The following is a 14,356-nucleotide window of genomic DNA, read 5'->3' on the forward strand; positions in this document are numbered from 1 at the left end:
GCCTTGCATTGCTCATAAAGAGATGTATACTGATTAAAATTCAGGGCGGTTTCCGAGGTGTGGGATGGCGTGGCGAAAAGTAATTGCCGTGGATGGGCTGAAGCCCAACGGCGTGACGAGTGTCGAGATCGACGGCAGGCCCGTGGCGCTCTATCTCCTTGATGGTGAGGTCTTCGCCACGCATGGCATATGCACGCACGCGCTCGCCTTTCTTGCCGATGGATTCGTCGACGGCGGCACGATCGAGTGTCCGCTGCACCAGGGCATCTTCGATATCAGATCGGGGAAGGCGCTCTGCTCGCCGGTCACGCAGGACCTCGAGACCTACGCGGTCAAGGTCAGGGATGGCGAGGTATTTATCGATCTCGATGGAGACAAGAAGGCTGCGCCGAAGGATCAGGAGGAGGTCTGCACCAGGAGGGGGGCGCCTTCCCGCGGGGCGGTCGTCGTCGTGGGGGCCGGTCAGGCGGCTGCAGTGGCGATTCGCAGCATGCGGGCCGGCGGCTTCACCGGCACGATAGATCTCGTCGGTAGGGAGGAGCACCTCCCGTACGAGCGTCCACCGCTTTCAAAGGATATTCTCCTTGGAAAAGCGGCGATCGAATCCTGTCGGCGTCTGGCTGAAGCCGATGCGGCTTCCCTCGACGTCAAGACCCACCTCGGGTGCTCGGTTGCCCGGATCGATCCAGACGCCAGGACCGCATTCCTGAGCAACGGGACTGAGCTTCAATATGATGCGCTTCTGCTGGCGACCGGTGGAGTTCCGCGGCGACTTTCAATCGCCGGTGCCGATCTGCCAGGTGTGCACTATCTGCGCACGATCGAGGATGCCAACTCCATCAGGCAATCGCTCGCAGGCGCGAAGCGTCTCGTCATCGTCGGCGGCGGTTTCATTGGTCTTGAACTTGCTTCGGTCGCTGCGACGCTCGAGGTCGCGACTGTCCTCCTCGAGCGCGAAACCGAACTGATGGCCCGCGTGCTGCCTCCATCATTGGGGCGGAGTTTTCGCTCTCTTGCCGAGCGCCACGGCGTTACCGTTTTGCGGGGCGTACAGGTCCAGGATATCCGCCGCGACGGTGAGGGTCTGGTGGTCAATACCTCCGCCGGCGCTTTCGCTGCAGATACCATCTGCGTCGGTGTCGGCTTGGCCCCCGAGACGGAACTGGCAGCCGCGGCCGGCTGCGAGGTGGATGGGGGGATCGTTGTCGACGCAGAGCAAAGGACCAGCATCGCGGGAATCTGGGCAGCGGGCGACTGCGCACTGCATTGCCGTCCGGTCAGGGGGCGCTCCCACCGCTTTGAGAGTTGGCATAATGCGGAGCAGCAAGGTGCAGCCGCAGGGCAGTCGATTGCCGGGGCGGCGCCGAGCACGGATGCGCAGGCTCCCTGGTTCTGGACCGACCAGTTCGGCCTGAACATTCAGATAGTCGGGGTCTCGTCACCGGGCGACAAGGTCGCGCTCACGGGCCGCGATGGCGAACCTGGTGCCGTCTATCGCACGATTGATCCGGACACCGGACGGCTTACCAGCGTGGTCGCGTTTTCTGATCCCGCCGCGATACGGCAGGCGCGCAAGCAGCTCGAAAACCCTGACATGTTCGATATCGCCAAGGTTTCCGCTGCTCTGCTCACGAGTGACGGCAAAAAGGAGAATACCCAGGTGGTGAACGAGAGGTCGGTGACGACGACGTCGAAGCAATACGTCTGGCCATCCGAGGGGCTCACCAGGGTGCCTGATTGGGTCTACACGGACAGCGACATCTACCGACGCGAAGTCGAAAAGATCTTTCACGGGCGAACATGGAATTACGTCGCGCTGGAGAGCGAGACTCCCGAAATTGGCGATTTCATCCGGTCGAATGTAGGACCGACGCCCGTCGTCGTATCGCGCGCCGAGGACGGTTCGATCAACGTCTTCGAGAACCGCTGTGCTCATCGCGCGGCCGAGTTCTGTCGCGAGCTGAGCGGCAACGCCAAGGAATTCGTCTGTCCCTATCATCAGTGGTCCTACGACCTAAAGGGCAATCTGGCGGGGGTGCCGTTCCGCCGGGGGGTCGACGGCAAGGGCGGAATGCCGCGCGATTTCAAGAATGCAGACCACGGGCTTAGGCAGCTGAAAGTCACGACCCATCGTGGCGTGGTGTTCGCGTCGTACTGCGACGACATGGAGCCGTTGGCCGAATATCTCGGACCGGAGATTCTCCGCGAGTTCGAGGCGACTTTCGACGGGCGGAAGCCCAAGGTGCTCGGTCACTATCGCCACAGTCTTCCGGGAAACTGGAAGCTCTATCACGAGAACCTCAAGGACCCGTATCACGCAACGCTGCTGCACACGTTTCTGGTGACGTTCGGCCTGCTGGTGGCCGGCAACAAGTCGTCGATGATCGCCGACCCCTCGGGGCGGCATGGCGTGATGGCATCGGCAAAGTCGGACGTCAGCAAGCTCGACAACAACACCAAGAAGGAGATGCGCGCCTACAAGGAAGGCATGCAGCTCGAGGAGCCGCGCTTCATGGATTTCGTCAATGAGTTCGACAGTCCCTGGTCGGTGACCATGACGACGATCTGGCCCAATCTCATCGTGCAACGGGAGATGAACACCCTGGGCGTTCGGCAGATCGTCCCGACGGGACCGAACGAGTTCATCATGAAGTGGACCATGTTCGGCTTCGAGGGTGACGATGAGGAAATGACCCGTCATCGGTTGCGGCAAGGCAACCTGATGGGGCCGGCAGGCTTCCTTGGCCTCGAAGACAACGAAGCCATCAAGTTCGTGCAGGACGGCATGCTTGCGGTCCCCGACGGCCAACATGTGGTCGAACTGGACCCCGGGGTCATCGGTACCGCGGACACCTTGATCTCTGAGGCGTCGATACGCGCGATGTATCAGCATTGGCGCAGCGCGATGGAACTCTAACGAGAGATGCGGGCTATTCAGATGTTGGCCACCGATCCCACCTACACCGCACAAATTCACCAGCTGCTGCTGCGGAATGCAATCGAGCAGTTCAACTGCCAGTACGCGGCCGCCCTCGACGAGCAGCGGCTCTCGGACTGGAGCGAGATGTTCACGCCGGACGCGAGCTATGTCGTTTTGTCGCGCGAGAATGAGGATCGCGGCCATCCGGTCGGTCTCATCTATTGCGAGAATAGGGGCATGATTCGCGATCGGGCGTTCGCGCTGGAGAAAACCGCCATGTTTGCGCCGCGGTACCTTCGTCACTTGATCAGCAATTTGCAGTTGCTCGGCGAAGATCAGCACGGAAACATCACGGCCCGGGCGAACTATGTCGTCCTGCAGGTCCTGTTCGATCGTCCTGACGCGACCATTCACCAGGTCGGAACCTATCACGACGTGTTTCGGCGTTCCGACGAGGGCCTCAAGCTCAAGCAACGCCGCTGCGTTTACGACAACCTGCTCGTTCCCAACGCGCTTTGCATTCCGGTGTAAAGCCGCTTGCGATCAGGGGACAATCACTGTGACCTTCGTGACGTCGGGAACGTTTAGGTAGAGCGCATGAGAGGATCATCATGAGCGGGGACGGGGCGGTCGGTGAAGGTATCGGGGCGCGAGCACGGCGCAAGGAGGATGCCCGGCACTTGCGCGGCCGGGGCCGGTTCGTCGGTGACATCCAGATGCCTGGGCTACGCGAAGTGGCGTTCCTGCGCAGTCCAATGGCGCATGCGAAGCTCCTGTCGAAGACAAAATCGCCGGATCACGCCGTCGATACCTTCTTCTCCGAGGATCTGGTCGGGGTCGCGCCGATCGTTACGCGATCTTCCATTCCTGGGTACAAGGTCTCGCAATATCCGATCCTGGCCACTGACAAGGTGCGCTTCGTCGGCGAACCCGTTGCCATGTGCGTGGCAAGAAATCGCGCGATCGCGGAAGACCTGATCGAGCAAGTCGAGATCGGCTACGACGAGCTGCCGGCGATCGCTTCTTGCGCGGGCGGTCGTCGCGAGAACTCGGAACTCCTGCATCCGGAGTGGGGCGATAACCTGTTCCTGGAGACGTTCTTCGACAGCGGCGTCGACGAGGTTATCGCCAGGGCGCCGATCTCGGTCGAGCTCGAGATGTCATGCGCCCGACAGACGATGCATCCCATGGAAGGCAAGGGCGTGCTGGCCTGGTGGGATGATCGCACCGATCAGCTCGTGGTGCACACCTCCACCCAGGTGCCGCACTTGATACGGGCCGGGCTCGCCGAGTGTCTCGGGATTGCGCAGGCGCAAATCAGGGTCGCTCCGCCGGACGTCGGAGGCGGCTTCGGCTACAAGTGCCTGTTGCAGCCCGAGGAGGTTGCCGTCGCCTGGCTGGCTGCAACTTTCAAGAAGCCGTTCCGCTGGACCGAGGATCGCAGGGAGCATCTCGTCGCCGGCGCCAACGCACGGCAGCACGAATACCATATCAAGGCCTATGCTGACAGGCAGGGGCGGCTTCTCGCGCTGGACGCGGAAGTGTCCGTCGATACGGGCGCGTACTCGGTATGGCCGTTCACCGCCTGCCTGGAAGCTGCGCAGGCCGGAGGAAACCTGCCCGGACCGTACCATCTGGCTGCGTACCGGTGCCGTACCTATTCGGTTGCGACCAACAAGCCGCCTTTCGCGCCGTATCGCGGTGTCGCGCGGCCGGGAGTCTGCTTTGCGATGGAGCAGGTCATTGACGCGATCGCGCAGAAGGTCGGTCGCGAAGCATGGGAGGTCCGCCGGGACAATCTGGTCCCGGCTTCGGCGATGCCTTACACCAACATCACGAACAAGCATTACGACTCCGGCGACTACCCGGAGGCACTTGTTGCTGCCAAGAACATGATCGGTCTTGAGGCATTCCGCGCAGGGCCCAGGCGCGACGACAAGGGACGTTACCTCGGCATCGGGTTCGCTAGTTTCACGGAGCAGTCCGCGCATGGCACCAAGGTGTTTGCATCCTGGGGATTGCCGTTGGTGCCGGGGTTCGATCAGGCGCATGTGAAGCTGACGCCGGACGGCGCGCTGGAGGTCGCGGCGGGTATCCATACCATCGGGCAGGGTCTGGAAACGACGTTGGCGCAGATTGCTCACGAACAGACGCGTGTTCCGCTCAAGCACATCAGGGTCACGCTCGGCGATACGGCGATGACGCCGTTCTCGACCGGTGCCTACGCTTCGCGCGGGATCGTCATGTCGGGCGGTGCGGTCTCGCGGGCCGCCGAGGTCGTTGCAGGCCGGATCAAGTCGATTGCCGCCCATTTGCTGCAAGTCGAGCCGGCCGCCGTCGGATTTGCCGAGGGGCGGATCTTTGCGGCGAATGCCAGTGTCTCTTACGAGGACGTCGGACGCGCCTGGTATCTCCGCCCGGACCAGCTTCCCGAGACCGTGAACACGGCAGGCCTCGAGGCGACCGAAGGATACAAGCCGGACGTCGATACGGGCGTGTTTTCTTACGCCACGCACGCCGTTCGGCTCGCAGTTGACGTCGAGACCGGTCTTGTCGAGATCCTCGACTATGCGATCGTCGAGGATTGTGGACGCATGGTCAATCCGATGATTGTCGAGGGGCAGACCTATGGAGGGGCGGCGCAAGGTATCGGCACCGCGCTGTTCGAAGAGAGCCCGTACGACGACAACGCTCAACCGCTCGCCTCGACGCTGCTCGATTATATTCTGCCTGGTCCGACCGAGCTGCCGAGCTTCCGCATCGACCATCGCGAGACGCTGTCGCCTTACTCGGCTCACGGAATCAAGGGCGTCGGCGAGGGCGGAGCGATTGCGCCGCCCGCTGCGATCGTCAATGCAATCAACGATGCCTTGTCGCCGCTCAACGCTGCGATACGTCAGGTACCTGCGAGCCCACGGCGGATCCGTGAGGCAATTCGGCGCGCGCGTCCGTCGCAGGCGGCAGCTCCTGAAGCGGGCGCAGAGCGATGAAGTCGTCGGCGTTCGAGCTCAAGCATGCACGGACCCTCGGCGAGGCAACCGAACTCCTCGCTGCGGCCGATGGCGACGCCAAGGTGCTGGCTGGCGGCCAGTCGTTGGTGCCGACGCTGAACCTGCGATTGGCCCGGCCCAAACTATTGGTCGACATCAAGCGCGCGTCCGGCTTTCGGGAGCTTGCGGCCGACGACAGGGTGTTCTCGATCGGTGCCGGATGGACCCACGCCGAGATCGAGGATGGTGTGCTGGAGGATCCGACGCGCGGGCTGCTGCGATCAGTCGCACACGGAATTGCTTACAGAGCGGTGCGCAATCGCGGCACCATGGGCGGAAGCCTGGCACATGCCGATCCAGCCGCAGACTGGGTCTCGACGCTGGCGGCACTGGGGGCCACGATCGTCGTCCAGGGCGGCGACGAACGGCCGAAGCGCCATGCCGCCGAGAGCTTCGTCGACGGAGCGTTTGCGACCAAGCTCGGCGAGAGCGAAATCATTTCCGCGATCGAGGTGCCGCGGCTGTCGGCGGATGCATCCTGGGCCTATCACAAGATTTGCCGCAAGACCGGTGAATTCGCCAATGCGATCGGCGTTGTCGTTCTCGATCCGAAGGCAGGTCTGCAGCGGGTGCTTGCCGGTGCGACCAGCGGTTCACCGGCGCTGCTCTCTAAGACCGCTGCACGACTCGCCGAGGCGGGGCCGCGTGCGGCATGCGAGATCGTCGCAGAGGAAATCCGCGCCGTTCTGCCGAATCTTGATCTCGACACGCAGGAATTGCATGCGGTCGCGGTTCGCCGGGCTCTGGCGACTTTGGGTGAAGGACAGCGCCGATGACGCAGGTGTCGATGACGGTCAACGGAGGCGCCGTCGCGGCGGATGTTGAGCCGCGCACGCTATTGGCAGACTTCTTGCGGGGCGATCTGCAACTCACCGGAACGCATCTCGGATGCGAGCAGGGTGTCTGCGGCGCCTGCACCGTTGTGCTCGACGGCAGGATCCAGCGGTCGTGCATCACATTTGCCGCCGATTGCGATGGCGCCGACGTCACCACGATCGAAGGCTTTGACGATGATCCAACCATGCAGGAACTGCGGGAGGCGTTTTCCGAGCACCACGCCCTGCAATGCGGCTTTTGCACGCCGGGAATGCTGACGACCGCACGGGATATCGTGCTTCGGCTCGGCGAGATCGATGAGCGGGCGCTGCGTGAGGAGCTTTCCGGCAATCTCTGCCGGTGCACCGGCTATGTCGGGATCGTCGCCGCGGTCAAGAAAGTCGCCACAGGGAAGAAGCCCGACGTCGCGGCCGCTGTGGCACCGGTCGTCGGCAGGCTCGAGGGTTCGAGGTCGCCGCCTGCGCCGTCGTCTCAACAGACAACCGGCCCGGTCACGCGCACGTCGACACAAGCCATGACATCATCGGTTGGCGGATCCGCGGGCAGCACGTCAATTGAGGAACGGGTGCGGGTGGCTGCGCCGGCCGAACAGGTCTGGAGCCTGCTTTCGGACCTCCAACGGGTGGTCCCGTGCGTGCCCGGAGCGGAGATCACGTCACTTGACGGAGAAGATATTGTCGGAAAGGTCAGGATCGCACTCGGCCCGATCAAGGTCACCTTCAACGGCCAGGCGAAGGTCGGGATGGATCCCGCCAAGCGGGAGGGATGGCTGACGGGCCGCGGGCGTGATGCCGGGCAAGGCTCGTCCGCGGAGGGCGGCGCGCGCTGGACCGTCATCGCTGACGGGGCAAGCGCGTCCCTGATTGCGGTCGTCCTGACCTGGAAGCTGAGTGGACCCCTCGCTCAGTTCAACCGAGCCGGACTGGTGCACGACGTCGTGCGCCGGTTGGCGGCGACATTCGCCGAGAATCTCGAAGCGGCCATTACCGGGGCGGCTCCGCCTCGCCGTAAGGCGCTCGGTGGCCTCGGATTGATCTGGTCCGTCATCAAGGCGCGCTTGTTCTCTCGGCGATAGGGCCGCCGAAGCGGCCCCATCTCCCGAACAACTGCCAGGTTCACTCCTGTAATAGAGATGTATACTGACTAAAATTGGATCGCTTCCGGCTATTCGTCCCGGCTGGCCGTCGACTTCCGCCGACCGGATGCCGAGTTGGTGTCGGGCAGGCTGTATTTGCTGTTGCCCTCGATCAATTCAGTCACCATCGCGAGAAAAGCGGCCCTGAACTCGGGCCGCAGGGGCGCGAGGAAGCGATCCTGTGCACGGCGCATGCTGTCGTACATCTTGTCTGCGACCGCCTCGCCCTCCTTGGTCAGGAAGGCCACCATCGAACGCCGGTCGGTTTGGCTGCGTTCGCGCCGCACCAGGCCGCGTTCCGACAGGCGGTTCAGAACATCTGCTACATTTGTGCGATCGATGCCCACTTCACCACCCAACGTGACCTGATCGATCCCGGGGTTGTTGAGCAGGGTCGTGATCAGGCCGTACTGCACCGGTGTGATGCCGAATTCCTGGCACTCCTCAAGAAAGATCGCCGAGTGGATCTGATGCAGCCGGCGGACCAGGTAGCCCGGGCGCGATGCCAGGGGCATCCGCGCCATTTCCACCTTGACCTCGGACCTCGTGGAATTGGTGGATGATTGCTTCTTCAACGTGCATTCCTTCCATTTGAGCGGCCCGCGGTCAGCAAATGAGCCGAAGGCCCCTTGACGGGCCTCCTAATTACTCAGTATACATCTCTTTATCGCGAACGGTACTGCCGATTCCAGGATTGACCTGAGAATAACAACAATAAGATGGCGGCGCGCGAGGCAAACGGAGGATGGCTCATGAACAGGCTCACATCATCAATTCTCGCGCTGACCCTCATGTCGGGTCTGGGTCCAGCGAAGGCTGGCCCGGACGCAATGACGATCGGTGTCCTCAACGACCTCAGTGGCGTCTACTCGGATCTCGGCGGGCCCGGCTCCGTTGCGGCCGCGGAAATCGCGGTGGAGGAGTTCGGGCCAACCGTGATCGGCAAGCCGATCAAGGTGATGTCGGGAGATCACCAGAACAAGGCCGATGTCGGTTCGCAGCTGGCGCGTCGATGGTTCGACGTTGACCACGTCGACATGGTGATCGACTTCCCGAACTCGGGCGTGGCACTGGCCGTGCAGGAGGTCGCGAGAGCGAAGAAGAAGATTGCGATCTATTCCACGGCGGCAACCATGGACCTTACCGGCAAGGCCTGTTCGCCGACCGGGTTTCAGTGGACCTACGACAACTATTCGAATGCTGCGGGCGTCGCCTCTGCGCTCGTGAAGAAGGGCTTTGACACCTGGTATTTCCTGACGGTCGATTATGCGTTCGGTCTTTCGCTCGAGGCGGAAGCTTCGAAAGCCGTCAAGGCAGCCGGCGGCAAGGTGGTGGGAGCTGCGCGCCATCCGCTGAACACACCGGATTTCTCCTCCTTCCTGCTCCAGGCTCAATCCTCCAAGGCAAAAGTCATCGCGTTCGCCAACGCCGGTGGCGACACGGTCAATGCCGTGAAGCAGGCCAATGAATTCCAGATCGTGCAAGGCGGGCAGACGATCGTCACGCCGGTCACGTTCATCACCGACGTGCATAGTCTGGGTCTTCAGGTCGCCCAGGGGCTCACCTTCGTGACCGGCTACTATTGGGATCTGAACGACCAGACCCGTGCGTTCGCGGAGAAATTCTACAAGAAGCGCAAAGCGATGCCGACGATGGCGCAGGCTGGCGTTTATTCCGGCGTGCTTCACTACCTGAAGGCGGTGAAGGAGGCCGGTACCGATGACGGGATTGCGGTCGCCGAAAAGATGCGCGAGCTGCCCGTGCGGGATGCCTTTACGCAGACCGGTTCGGTGCGAGCCGACGGACGGATGGTCCACGACATGTACCTCGTCGAGGTGAAGAAGCCGTCGGAGTCGAAAGCGCCGTGGGACTACTACAAGGTTCTGGCGACCATTCCCGCGGCCGAGGCGTTCAAGCCTTTGGCTGAAAGCGAATGCCCCCTGGTGAAGTGACTGTCAGGGCCGTCCCGGTCGCGTTTGTCCCAGCCGTGACCGGGATCCGCGTACGTCGAGATCCGCAAGGAGCAATTCATGTCGTCCAGAATTCGCAAGATCGCGCTCGAAGAGCACTTCACGGCGCCGGGCTTCGAGGAATATTCGAAGGTCTTCACGAAGCACATGGACGCCGCGGCGCAATCCAGGCTGTCGTCCCAACTCAGGGATTTCGACGATCTGCGGCTGGGGGAGATGGACCGGGCCGGAATCGACAAGGTCGTTCTGTCGCAGACTGGACCAAGCGTCCAGGGCGAAACCAACATTGACCTCGCCATCCGGCGCGCGGCCGAAGGCAATGACTATCTGGCGCGGCAGATTCAGCGGCATCCGGACCGCTATGCCGGCTTCGCATCGCTGCCGATGCACTCCCCGAAAGCAGCCGCAGGCGAGCTGACCCGTGCCGTCGATGTTCTCGGCTTCAAGGGAGCGCTGGTCAACGGTCATACGGGCGGGATCTATTATGACGATCCGGCCTACGACGCGTTCTGGGAGCGGATGCAACATTTGGATGTGCCGCTCTACCTGCATCCGACGGACCCAAGTCCGGTGCCGAAAGCCTATGACGGCCATCCTGAACTCACCGGCGCGGTGTGGGGGTGGGGCGTCGAGACCGCGACCCATGCGCTCAGGCTGCTGTTCGGAGGAGTCTTCGATCGCTTTCCGCGGTTGAAGATCATCCTCGGTCATATGGGCGAGGGGCTGCCGATGCTGCTCTGGCGGTTCGACAGCCGCTTCGCGGTGTATCCCCATGGCGTTCGGCTTGCGCACAAGCCGTCCGAATACTTCGGACGCAATATTTTCATCACGACGTCAGGCGTCTGCTCGTCCGCGGCGCTTGCCTGCGCGCTTGCCGAGATGGGCAACGCCGCCGTCATGTTTTCGGTCGACTACCCCTACGAGTCGACGGCAATCGCCGCGGATTTCATCGAGCGCGCACCGATATCCGAGGACGTCCGCGCGCAGGTCTGCTCGCGCAACGCCGAGCGCATTCTGAAGCTGGCCTGATCGGCCGAGGAGACACCACATGCAGAAGGTCTATCGCATCGGCCAAATCGTTCCGAGCTCGAATACAACCATGGAGACTGAAATTCCCGCGATGCTTGGCGCGCATTCGCTCGCGCACGGCACGCGCTTCACTTTCCATTCGAGCCGGATGCGGATGAAGACGGTCAAGAAAGAGGAGCTCGCCGCGATGGACAGCGAGTCCGATCGCTGCGCGCTCGAGCTCTCGGATGCACGTGTCGACGTCCTCGGCTACGCCTGCCTGGTCGCGATCATGAGCATGGGGAAGTCGTATCACCGCGTCTCGCAGCAGCGGCTCCATGGTCGCACGGTCGAGAACGGTGCGCCGGCGCCCGTGGTGACCAGCGCCGGTGCACTGGTCGATGCGCTGCATGTCATCGGCGCCAAGCGCATTGCCGTCGTCGCGCCGTACATGAAGCCGCTGACGCAGCTCGTCATCGACTACATCGAGCATGAGGGGATCAAGGTCTGCGATTCCCGCGCACTCGAGATTCCGGACAACATCATGGTCGGTCGGCACGACCCTGCGAACCTGCCGAAGATCGTGGCGGGGATGGACCTCAAGGACGCCGACGCGGTCGTCTTGTCGGCGTGCGTCCAGATGCCGTCGTTGCCTTCGATCGCCGAGGTCGAGGCGAGAACCGGCAAGCCTGTGATCACCGCGGCGGTCGCGACCACCTACGCCATGCTGACGGCGCTCGACCTGAGCACGCGGGTGCCGGGTGCCGGCGCATTGCTCTCGGGCGCCTTCGGCAACAATGCAGCCGCCACTCATACCGCAAAGCTGCAGGCGGCCGGATGAGTACATTCCGATATGGCGCAAACGTCCAGGCCAACGGCGTGCGGCTGCACTATCTGCTCTACGGGCAGGCGCGAGCGGGGCGTGATCCGGTCATCATCCTGCCGGGCATAACCAGTCCAGCCATCACCTGGGGGTTCGTCGGCGAGCGCTTTGGACGCGAGTTCGAGACCTACGTTCTCGATATTCGGGGCCGGGGGCTGTCGCAATCCGGCCCCACGCTCGACTACAGCCTCGACGCGCAGGCCGCCGATCTGGCCGCGCTGGCTGCGGCGTTGAAACTGCCACGATATACCGTAGTCGGCCACTCGATGGGGGCCCGCATTGCCGTTCGCGCGGCGCGGAACGGATCGCCTGGACTGGCAAGGCTGGTCCTGGTGGATCCGCCGGTCTCGGGACCGGGTCGACGCGCCTATCCGGCGAAGCTCGATTGGTACGTCGATTCCATTCGGCTCTCGGTTGCCGGTTGCTGCGCTGAAAAGATGCGGGCGTTCTGTCCGACCTGGACCGAGGATCAGCTGCAGCTGCGTGCGGAGTGGCTGCACACTTGCGACGAGCGCGCGGTGCGCGAGAGCTTTGACGGATTCCACAATGACGATATTCACGGCGATCTCGGACGGATCACCGTTCCCGTCCGACTGATCGCTGCAGGACGCGGCGACGTCATTCGCGACGAGGACATCGCCGAAATCCGGCGGCTGTTGCCGAGCACGTCGACCACGCGCGTCCCCGACGCGGGGCACATGATTCCGTGGGACGATGAGGCGGGGTTCTACGCCGCCTTCGAGGAGTTTCTTGGCGCTCCCCTCGGCGCCGCAGTCAGCAAGGAGAAGCAACATGTCGGTCAGTGATCACGATCTGATACAGGCCTGGAAACAGGTTCTCTCGCTTTCCAAGCTGGAGCGAGGTCAACTCGTGACGGTGCTCACCAGCTCGTCGACGCATCCGCAGACCCTGTCGACCGCGATTCTCGCGGCTGCGTCGATGGGCGCAATCGTCAACCGGCTCGATCTGCTTCCGGTCAACGGCGAGAAGGCTCTGAGCCGCGACTCGCTGGCCTATCTCGGGACGACGCCCCTGACCGGGAATCGCGCAGCGATCGCTGCACTGAAGGAGAGCGACCTCGTCCTGGACCTCATGACCCTGCTGTTCTCGCCCGAGCAGCACGACATCCTGAAGGCGGGCACGAAAATCCTGCTGGCTGTCGAACCACCGGAAGTCCTGGTTCGGATGGTGCCGACAATGGCTGACCGTGCGCGCGTTGCCGCCGCGAGTGCGAAGCTCGGCAAAGCGAAGGAGATGCATGTGACGTCGCCGGCCGGCACGGACGTCCGCTTCAAACTGGGTCAGTTCCCGGCCATCAGCGAATATGGCTTTGTCGACGAGCCCGGGCGGTGGGATCATTGGCCGAGCGGTTTCGCTTTGACCTGGGCGAATGAGGGGGAGGCCGATGGAACGATCGTGATGGAGCGGGGCGATATTCTGCTTCCGATGAAGTCCTACATTCAGGATCGCATCCACTTCAGGATCGAGAAGGGCTTTGTGACCTCGATCGAGGGCGGCGTCGATGCCGAGATTCTGAGCGAGTACATGGCCTCGTACAATGATCGAGACGCATATGCGATGTCGCACATCGGCTGGGGACTGCAGCCGAGAGCCAAGTGGTCGACGCTCGGTCTCTATGACCGGGAGGCCACGATCGGCATGGACGCACGGGCGTTCGAGGGCAATTTCCTGTTCTCGTTCGGCCCGAACAACGAGGCCGGCGGGAGCCGGACAACGGCCTGTCACATCGATATTCCGATGCGGAATTGCACGATTGCGCTCGACGGGGAGGGGGTCGTCCGAAACGGAAAGGTGCTCGATGGAGGACCGGTTCGGGAGGCCGCCGAATGACCGATGACAAGGCGGCATATCGCCGGCAGGGCTTCGGTAAGAACCTCGATCTCGATGCTCCATTCGGGCTGCTGATCGTCGATTTCGTCAACGGATTTCTCGATCCCGCCGTTTTCGGCGGCGGCAACATCGCCGCCGCCATGGAGAGGACGATCGGACTGCTGGATGAAGCACGCCGGCGAGGGTGGCCGGTTGCGCATTCGAGGATCGTATTCGCCGACGACGACGCTGATCGCAACGTGTTCGCGATGAAGGTGCCGGGGCTGCTCACGCTGAAGGAGTCTTCTTCCAATAGCGCGATCGTTCCGCAGCTCGCGCCGGAACCGGGTGAACTGGTTGTCCGGAAGACCGTGCCGTCGGCATTCTTCGCGACGGGACTGGGACCATGGCTGACGCAGCGCGGCGTCCGCACGCTTGTGGTCGCTGGTTGCGTGACCAGCGGTTGTGTCCGGTCAAGCGTCGTTGACGCGATGTCGCTGGGCTTCCTTCCGCTCGTGGTCAGGGATTGCGTCGGGGACCGTGCCATCGGGCCGCACGAGGCGAATCTGTTCGACATGTCGGAGAAGTACGCGGTCGTCATGGACCTCTCCGATACCTTGAAGCACTTGGAATCCAAAGCTGCTGGATCTGCCGTTGTGACTGGCGGCGCAGACATCAGCTAGCGATATCGGCCGTCGGTTCGGCGGCAGCCTCGACTGCGCA

12 protein-coding genes are annotated in these 14,356 nt (G+C 62.8%); 11 read left to right on the forward strand and 1 reads right to left on the reverse strand.

The genetic code is table 11. The features are described from left to right. The first annotated feature begins 64 nt into the window (after nucleotides 1-64). The 5 genes from Q0030_RS01815 to Q0030_RS01835 all read left to right on the forward strand — a co-directional run bounded on the left by Q0030_RS01815 (nucleotide 65) and on the right by Q0030_RS01835 (nucleotide 7,882). A complete protein-coding gene (locus Q0030_RS01815) occupies nucleotides 65-2,917 on the forward strand; it encodes an FAD-dependent oxidoreductase (RefSeq protein WP_298362576.1) in 2,853 nt (950 codons plus the stop codon). A gap of 21 nt (nucleotides 2,918-2,938) precedes the next feature. Continuing rightward, on the forward strand, nucleotides 2,939-3,451 hold the full coding sequence (locus Q0030_RS01820; protein ID WP_298362580.1) for an aromatic-ring-hydroxylating dioxygenase subunit beta: 513 nt from the start codon (nucleotides 2,939-2,941) through the stop codon (nucleotides 3,449-3,451). 80 nt (nucleotides 3,452-3,531) lie between these two features. Next, complete coding sequence (locus Q0030_RS01825) at nucleotides 3,532-5,910, forward strand: xanthine dehydrogenase family protein molybdopterin-binding subunit (protein WP_298362584.1); 2,379 nt, start codon at nucleotides 3,532-3,534, stop codon at nucleotides 5,908-5,910. Continuing rightward, nucleotides 5,907-6,746, forward strand: a complete 840-nt coding sequence (locus tag Q0030_RS01830; RefSeq protein ID WP_298362587.1) for an FAD binding domain-containing protein — start codon at nucleotides 5,907-5,909, stop codon at nucleotides 6,744-6,746. The genes Q0030_RS01825 and Q0030_RS01830 overlap by 4 nt, the downstream gene beginning before the upstream one ends. Next, on the forward strand, nucleotides 6,743-7,882 hold the full coding sequence (locus tag Q0030_RS01835) for a 2Fe-2S iron-sulfur cluster-binding protein (RefSeq protein ID WP_298362590.1): 1,140 nt from the start codon (nucleotides 6,743-6,745) through the stop codon (nucleotides 7,880-7,882). Before Q0030_RS01830 ends, Q0030_RS01835 begins: the two co-directional genes overlap by 4 nt. Nucleotides 7,883-7,971: 89 nt before the next feature. On the opposite strand, the gene Q0030_RS01840 is transcribed toward Q0030_RS01835, so the two are convergent. Continuing rightward, nucleotides 7,972-8,517: a MarR family transcriptional regulator gene (locus tag Q0030_RS01840; RefSeq protein ID WP_298362594.1), complete on the reverse strand. Its 546-nt coding sequence runs from the start codon at nucleotides 8,515-8,517 to the stop codon at nucleotides 7,972-7,974. A gap of 177 nt (nucleotides 8,518-8,694) precedes the next feature. Between Q0030_RS01840 and Q0030_RS01845 the strand changes: the two genes are divergently transcribed. The 6 genes from Q0030_RS01845 to Q0030_RS01870 all read left to right on the forward strand — a co-directional run bounded on the left by Q0030_RS01845 (nucleotide 8,695) and on the right by Q0030_RS01870 (nucleotide 14,316). Beyond that, nucleotides 8,695-9,894, forward strand: coding sequence for an ABC transporter substrate-binding protein (locus Q0030_RS01845; RefSeq protein WP_298362596.1), 1,200 nt, complete (start codon nucleotides 8,695-8,697; stop codon nucleotides 9,892-9,894). 78 nt (nucleotides 9,895-9,972) lie between these two features. Continuing rightward, entirely contained in the window at nucleotides 9,973-10,941 is a 969-nt protein-coding gene (locus Q0030_RS01850) for an amidohydrolase family protein (RefSeq protein ID WP_298362598.1), read from the forward strand. Nucleotides 10,942-10,960: 19 nt separating this feature from the next. Then, complete coding sequence (locus Q0030_RS01855) at nucleotides 10,961-11,761, forward strand: Asp/Glu racemase (RefSeq protein WP_298362601.1); 801 nt, start codon at nucleotides 10,961-10,963, stop codon at nucleotides 11,759-11,761. Then, nucleotides 11,758-12,609, forward strand: a complete 852-nt coding sequence (locus Q0030_RS01860) for an alpha/beta hydrolase (RefSeq protein ID WP_298362603.1) — start codon at nucleotides 11,758-11,760, stop codon at nucleotides 12,607-12,609. Before Q0030_RS01855 ends, Q0030_RS01860 begins: the two co-directional genes overlap by 4 nt. Beyond that, on the forward strand, nucleotides 12,596-13,654 hold the full coding sequence (locus tag Q0030_RS01865; protein ID WP_298362604.1) for a 2,5-dihydroxypyridine 5,6-dioxygenase: 1,059 nt from the start codon (nucleotides 12,596-12,598) through the stop codon (nucleotides 13,652-13,654). Before Q0030_RS01860 ends, Q0030_RS01865 begins: the two co-directional genes overlap by 14 nt. Further along, nucleotides 13,651-14,316 (forward strand): isochorismatase family protein, encoded by a 666-nt coding sequence (locus Q0030_RS01870; RefSeq protein WP_298362607.1) that lies wholly within the window; start codon nucleotides 13,651-13,653, stop codon nucleotides 14,314-14,316. The genes Q0030_RS01865 and Q0030_RS01870 overlap by 4 nt, the downstream gene beginning before the upstream one ends. The last annotated feature ends 40 nt before the right edge of the window (nucleotides 14,317-14,356 follow it).

The sequence above is a fragment of the uncultured Bradyrhizobium sp. genome (genome assembly GCF_947648125.1).
Taxonomy (GTDB): Bacteria; Pseudomonadota; Alphaproteobacteria; order Rhizobiales; family Xanthobacteraceae; genus Bradyrhizobium.

What these genes read in the sequence shown, in the direction of transcription:
- Q0030_RS01815 (WP_298362576.1), top strand. Translation starts at nt 65, where the DNA reads ATGGCGTGGCGAAAAGTAATTGCCGTGGATGGGCTGAAGCCCAACGGC.
- Q0030_RS01820 (WP_298362580.1), top strand. Translation starts at nt 2,939, where the DNA reads ATGTTGGCCACCGATCCCACCTACACCGCACAAATTCACCAGCTGCTG.
- Q0030_RS01825 (WP_298362584.1), top strand. Translation starts at nt 3,532, where the DNA reads ATGAGCGGGGACGGGGCGGTCGGTGAAGGTATCGGGGCGCGAGCACGG.
- Q0030_RS01830 (WP_298362587.1), top strand. Translation starts at nt 5,907, where the DNA reads ATGAAGTCGTCGGCGTTCGAGCTCAAGCATGCACGGACCCTCGGCGAG.
- Q0030_RS01835 (WP_298362590.1), top strand. Translation starts at nt 6,743, where the DNA reads ATGACGCAGGTGTCGATGACGGTCAACGGAGGCGCCGTCGCGGCGGAT.
- Q0030_RS01845 (WP_298362596.1), top strand. Translation starts at nt 8,695, where the DNA reads ATGAACAGGCTCACATCATCAATTCTCGCGCTGACCCTCATGTCGGGT.
- Q0030_RS01850 (WP_298362598.1), top strand. Translation starts at nt 9,973, where the DNA reads ATGTCGTCCAGAATTCGCAAGATCGCGCTCGAAGAGCACTTCACGGCG.
- Q0030_RS01855 (WP_298362601.1), top strand. Translation starts at nt 10,961, where the DNA reads ATGCAGAAGGTCTATCGCATCGGCCAAATCGTTCCGAGCTCGAATACA.
- Q0030_RS01860 (WP_298362603.1), top strand. Translation starts at nt 11,758, where the DNA reads ATGAGTACATTCCGATATGGCGCAAACGTCCAGGCCAACGGCGTGCGG.
- Q0030_RS01865 (WP_298362604.1), top strand. Translation starts at nt 12,596, where the DNA reads ATGTCGGTCAGTGATCACGATCTGATACAGGCCTGGAAACAGGTTCTC.
- Q0030_RS01870 (WP_298362607.1), top strand. Translation starts at nt 13,651, where the DNA reads ATGACCGATGACAAGGCGGCATATCGCCGGCAGGGCTTCGGTAAGAAC.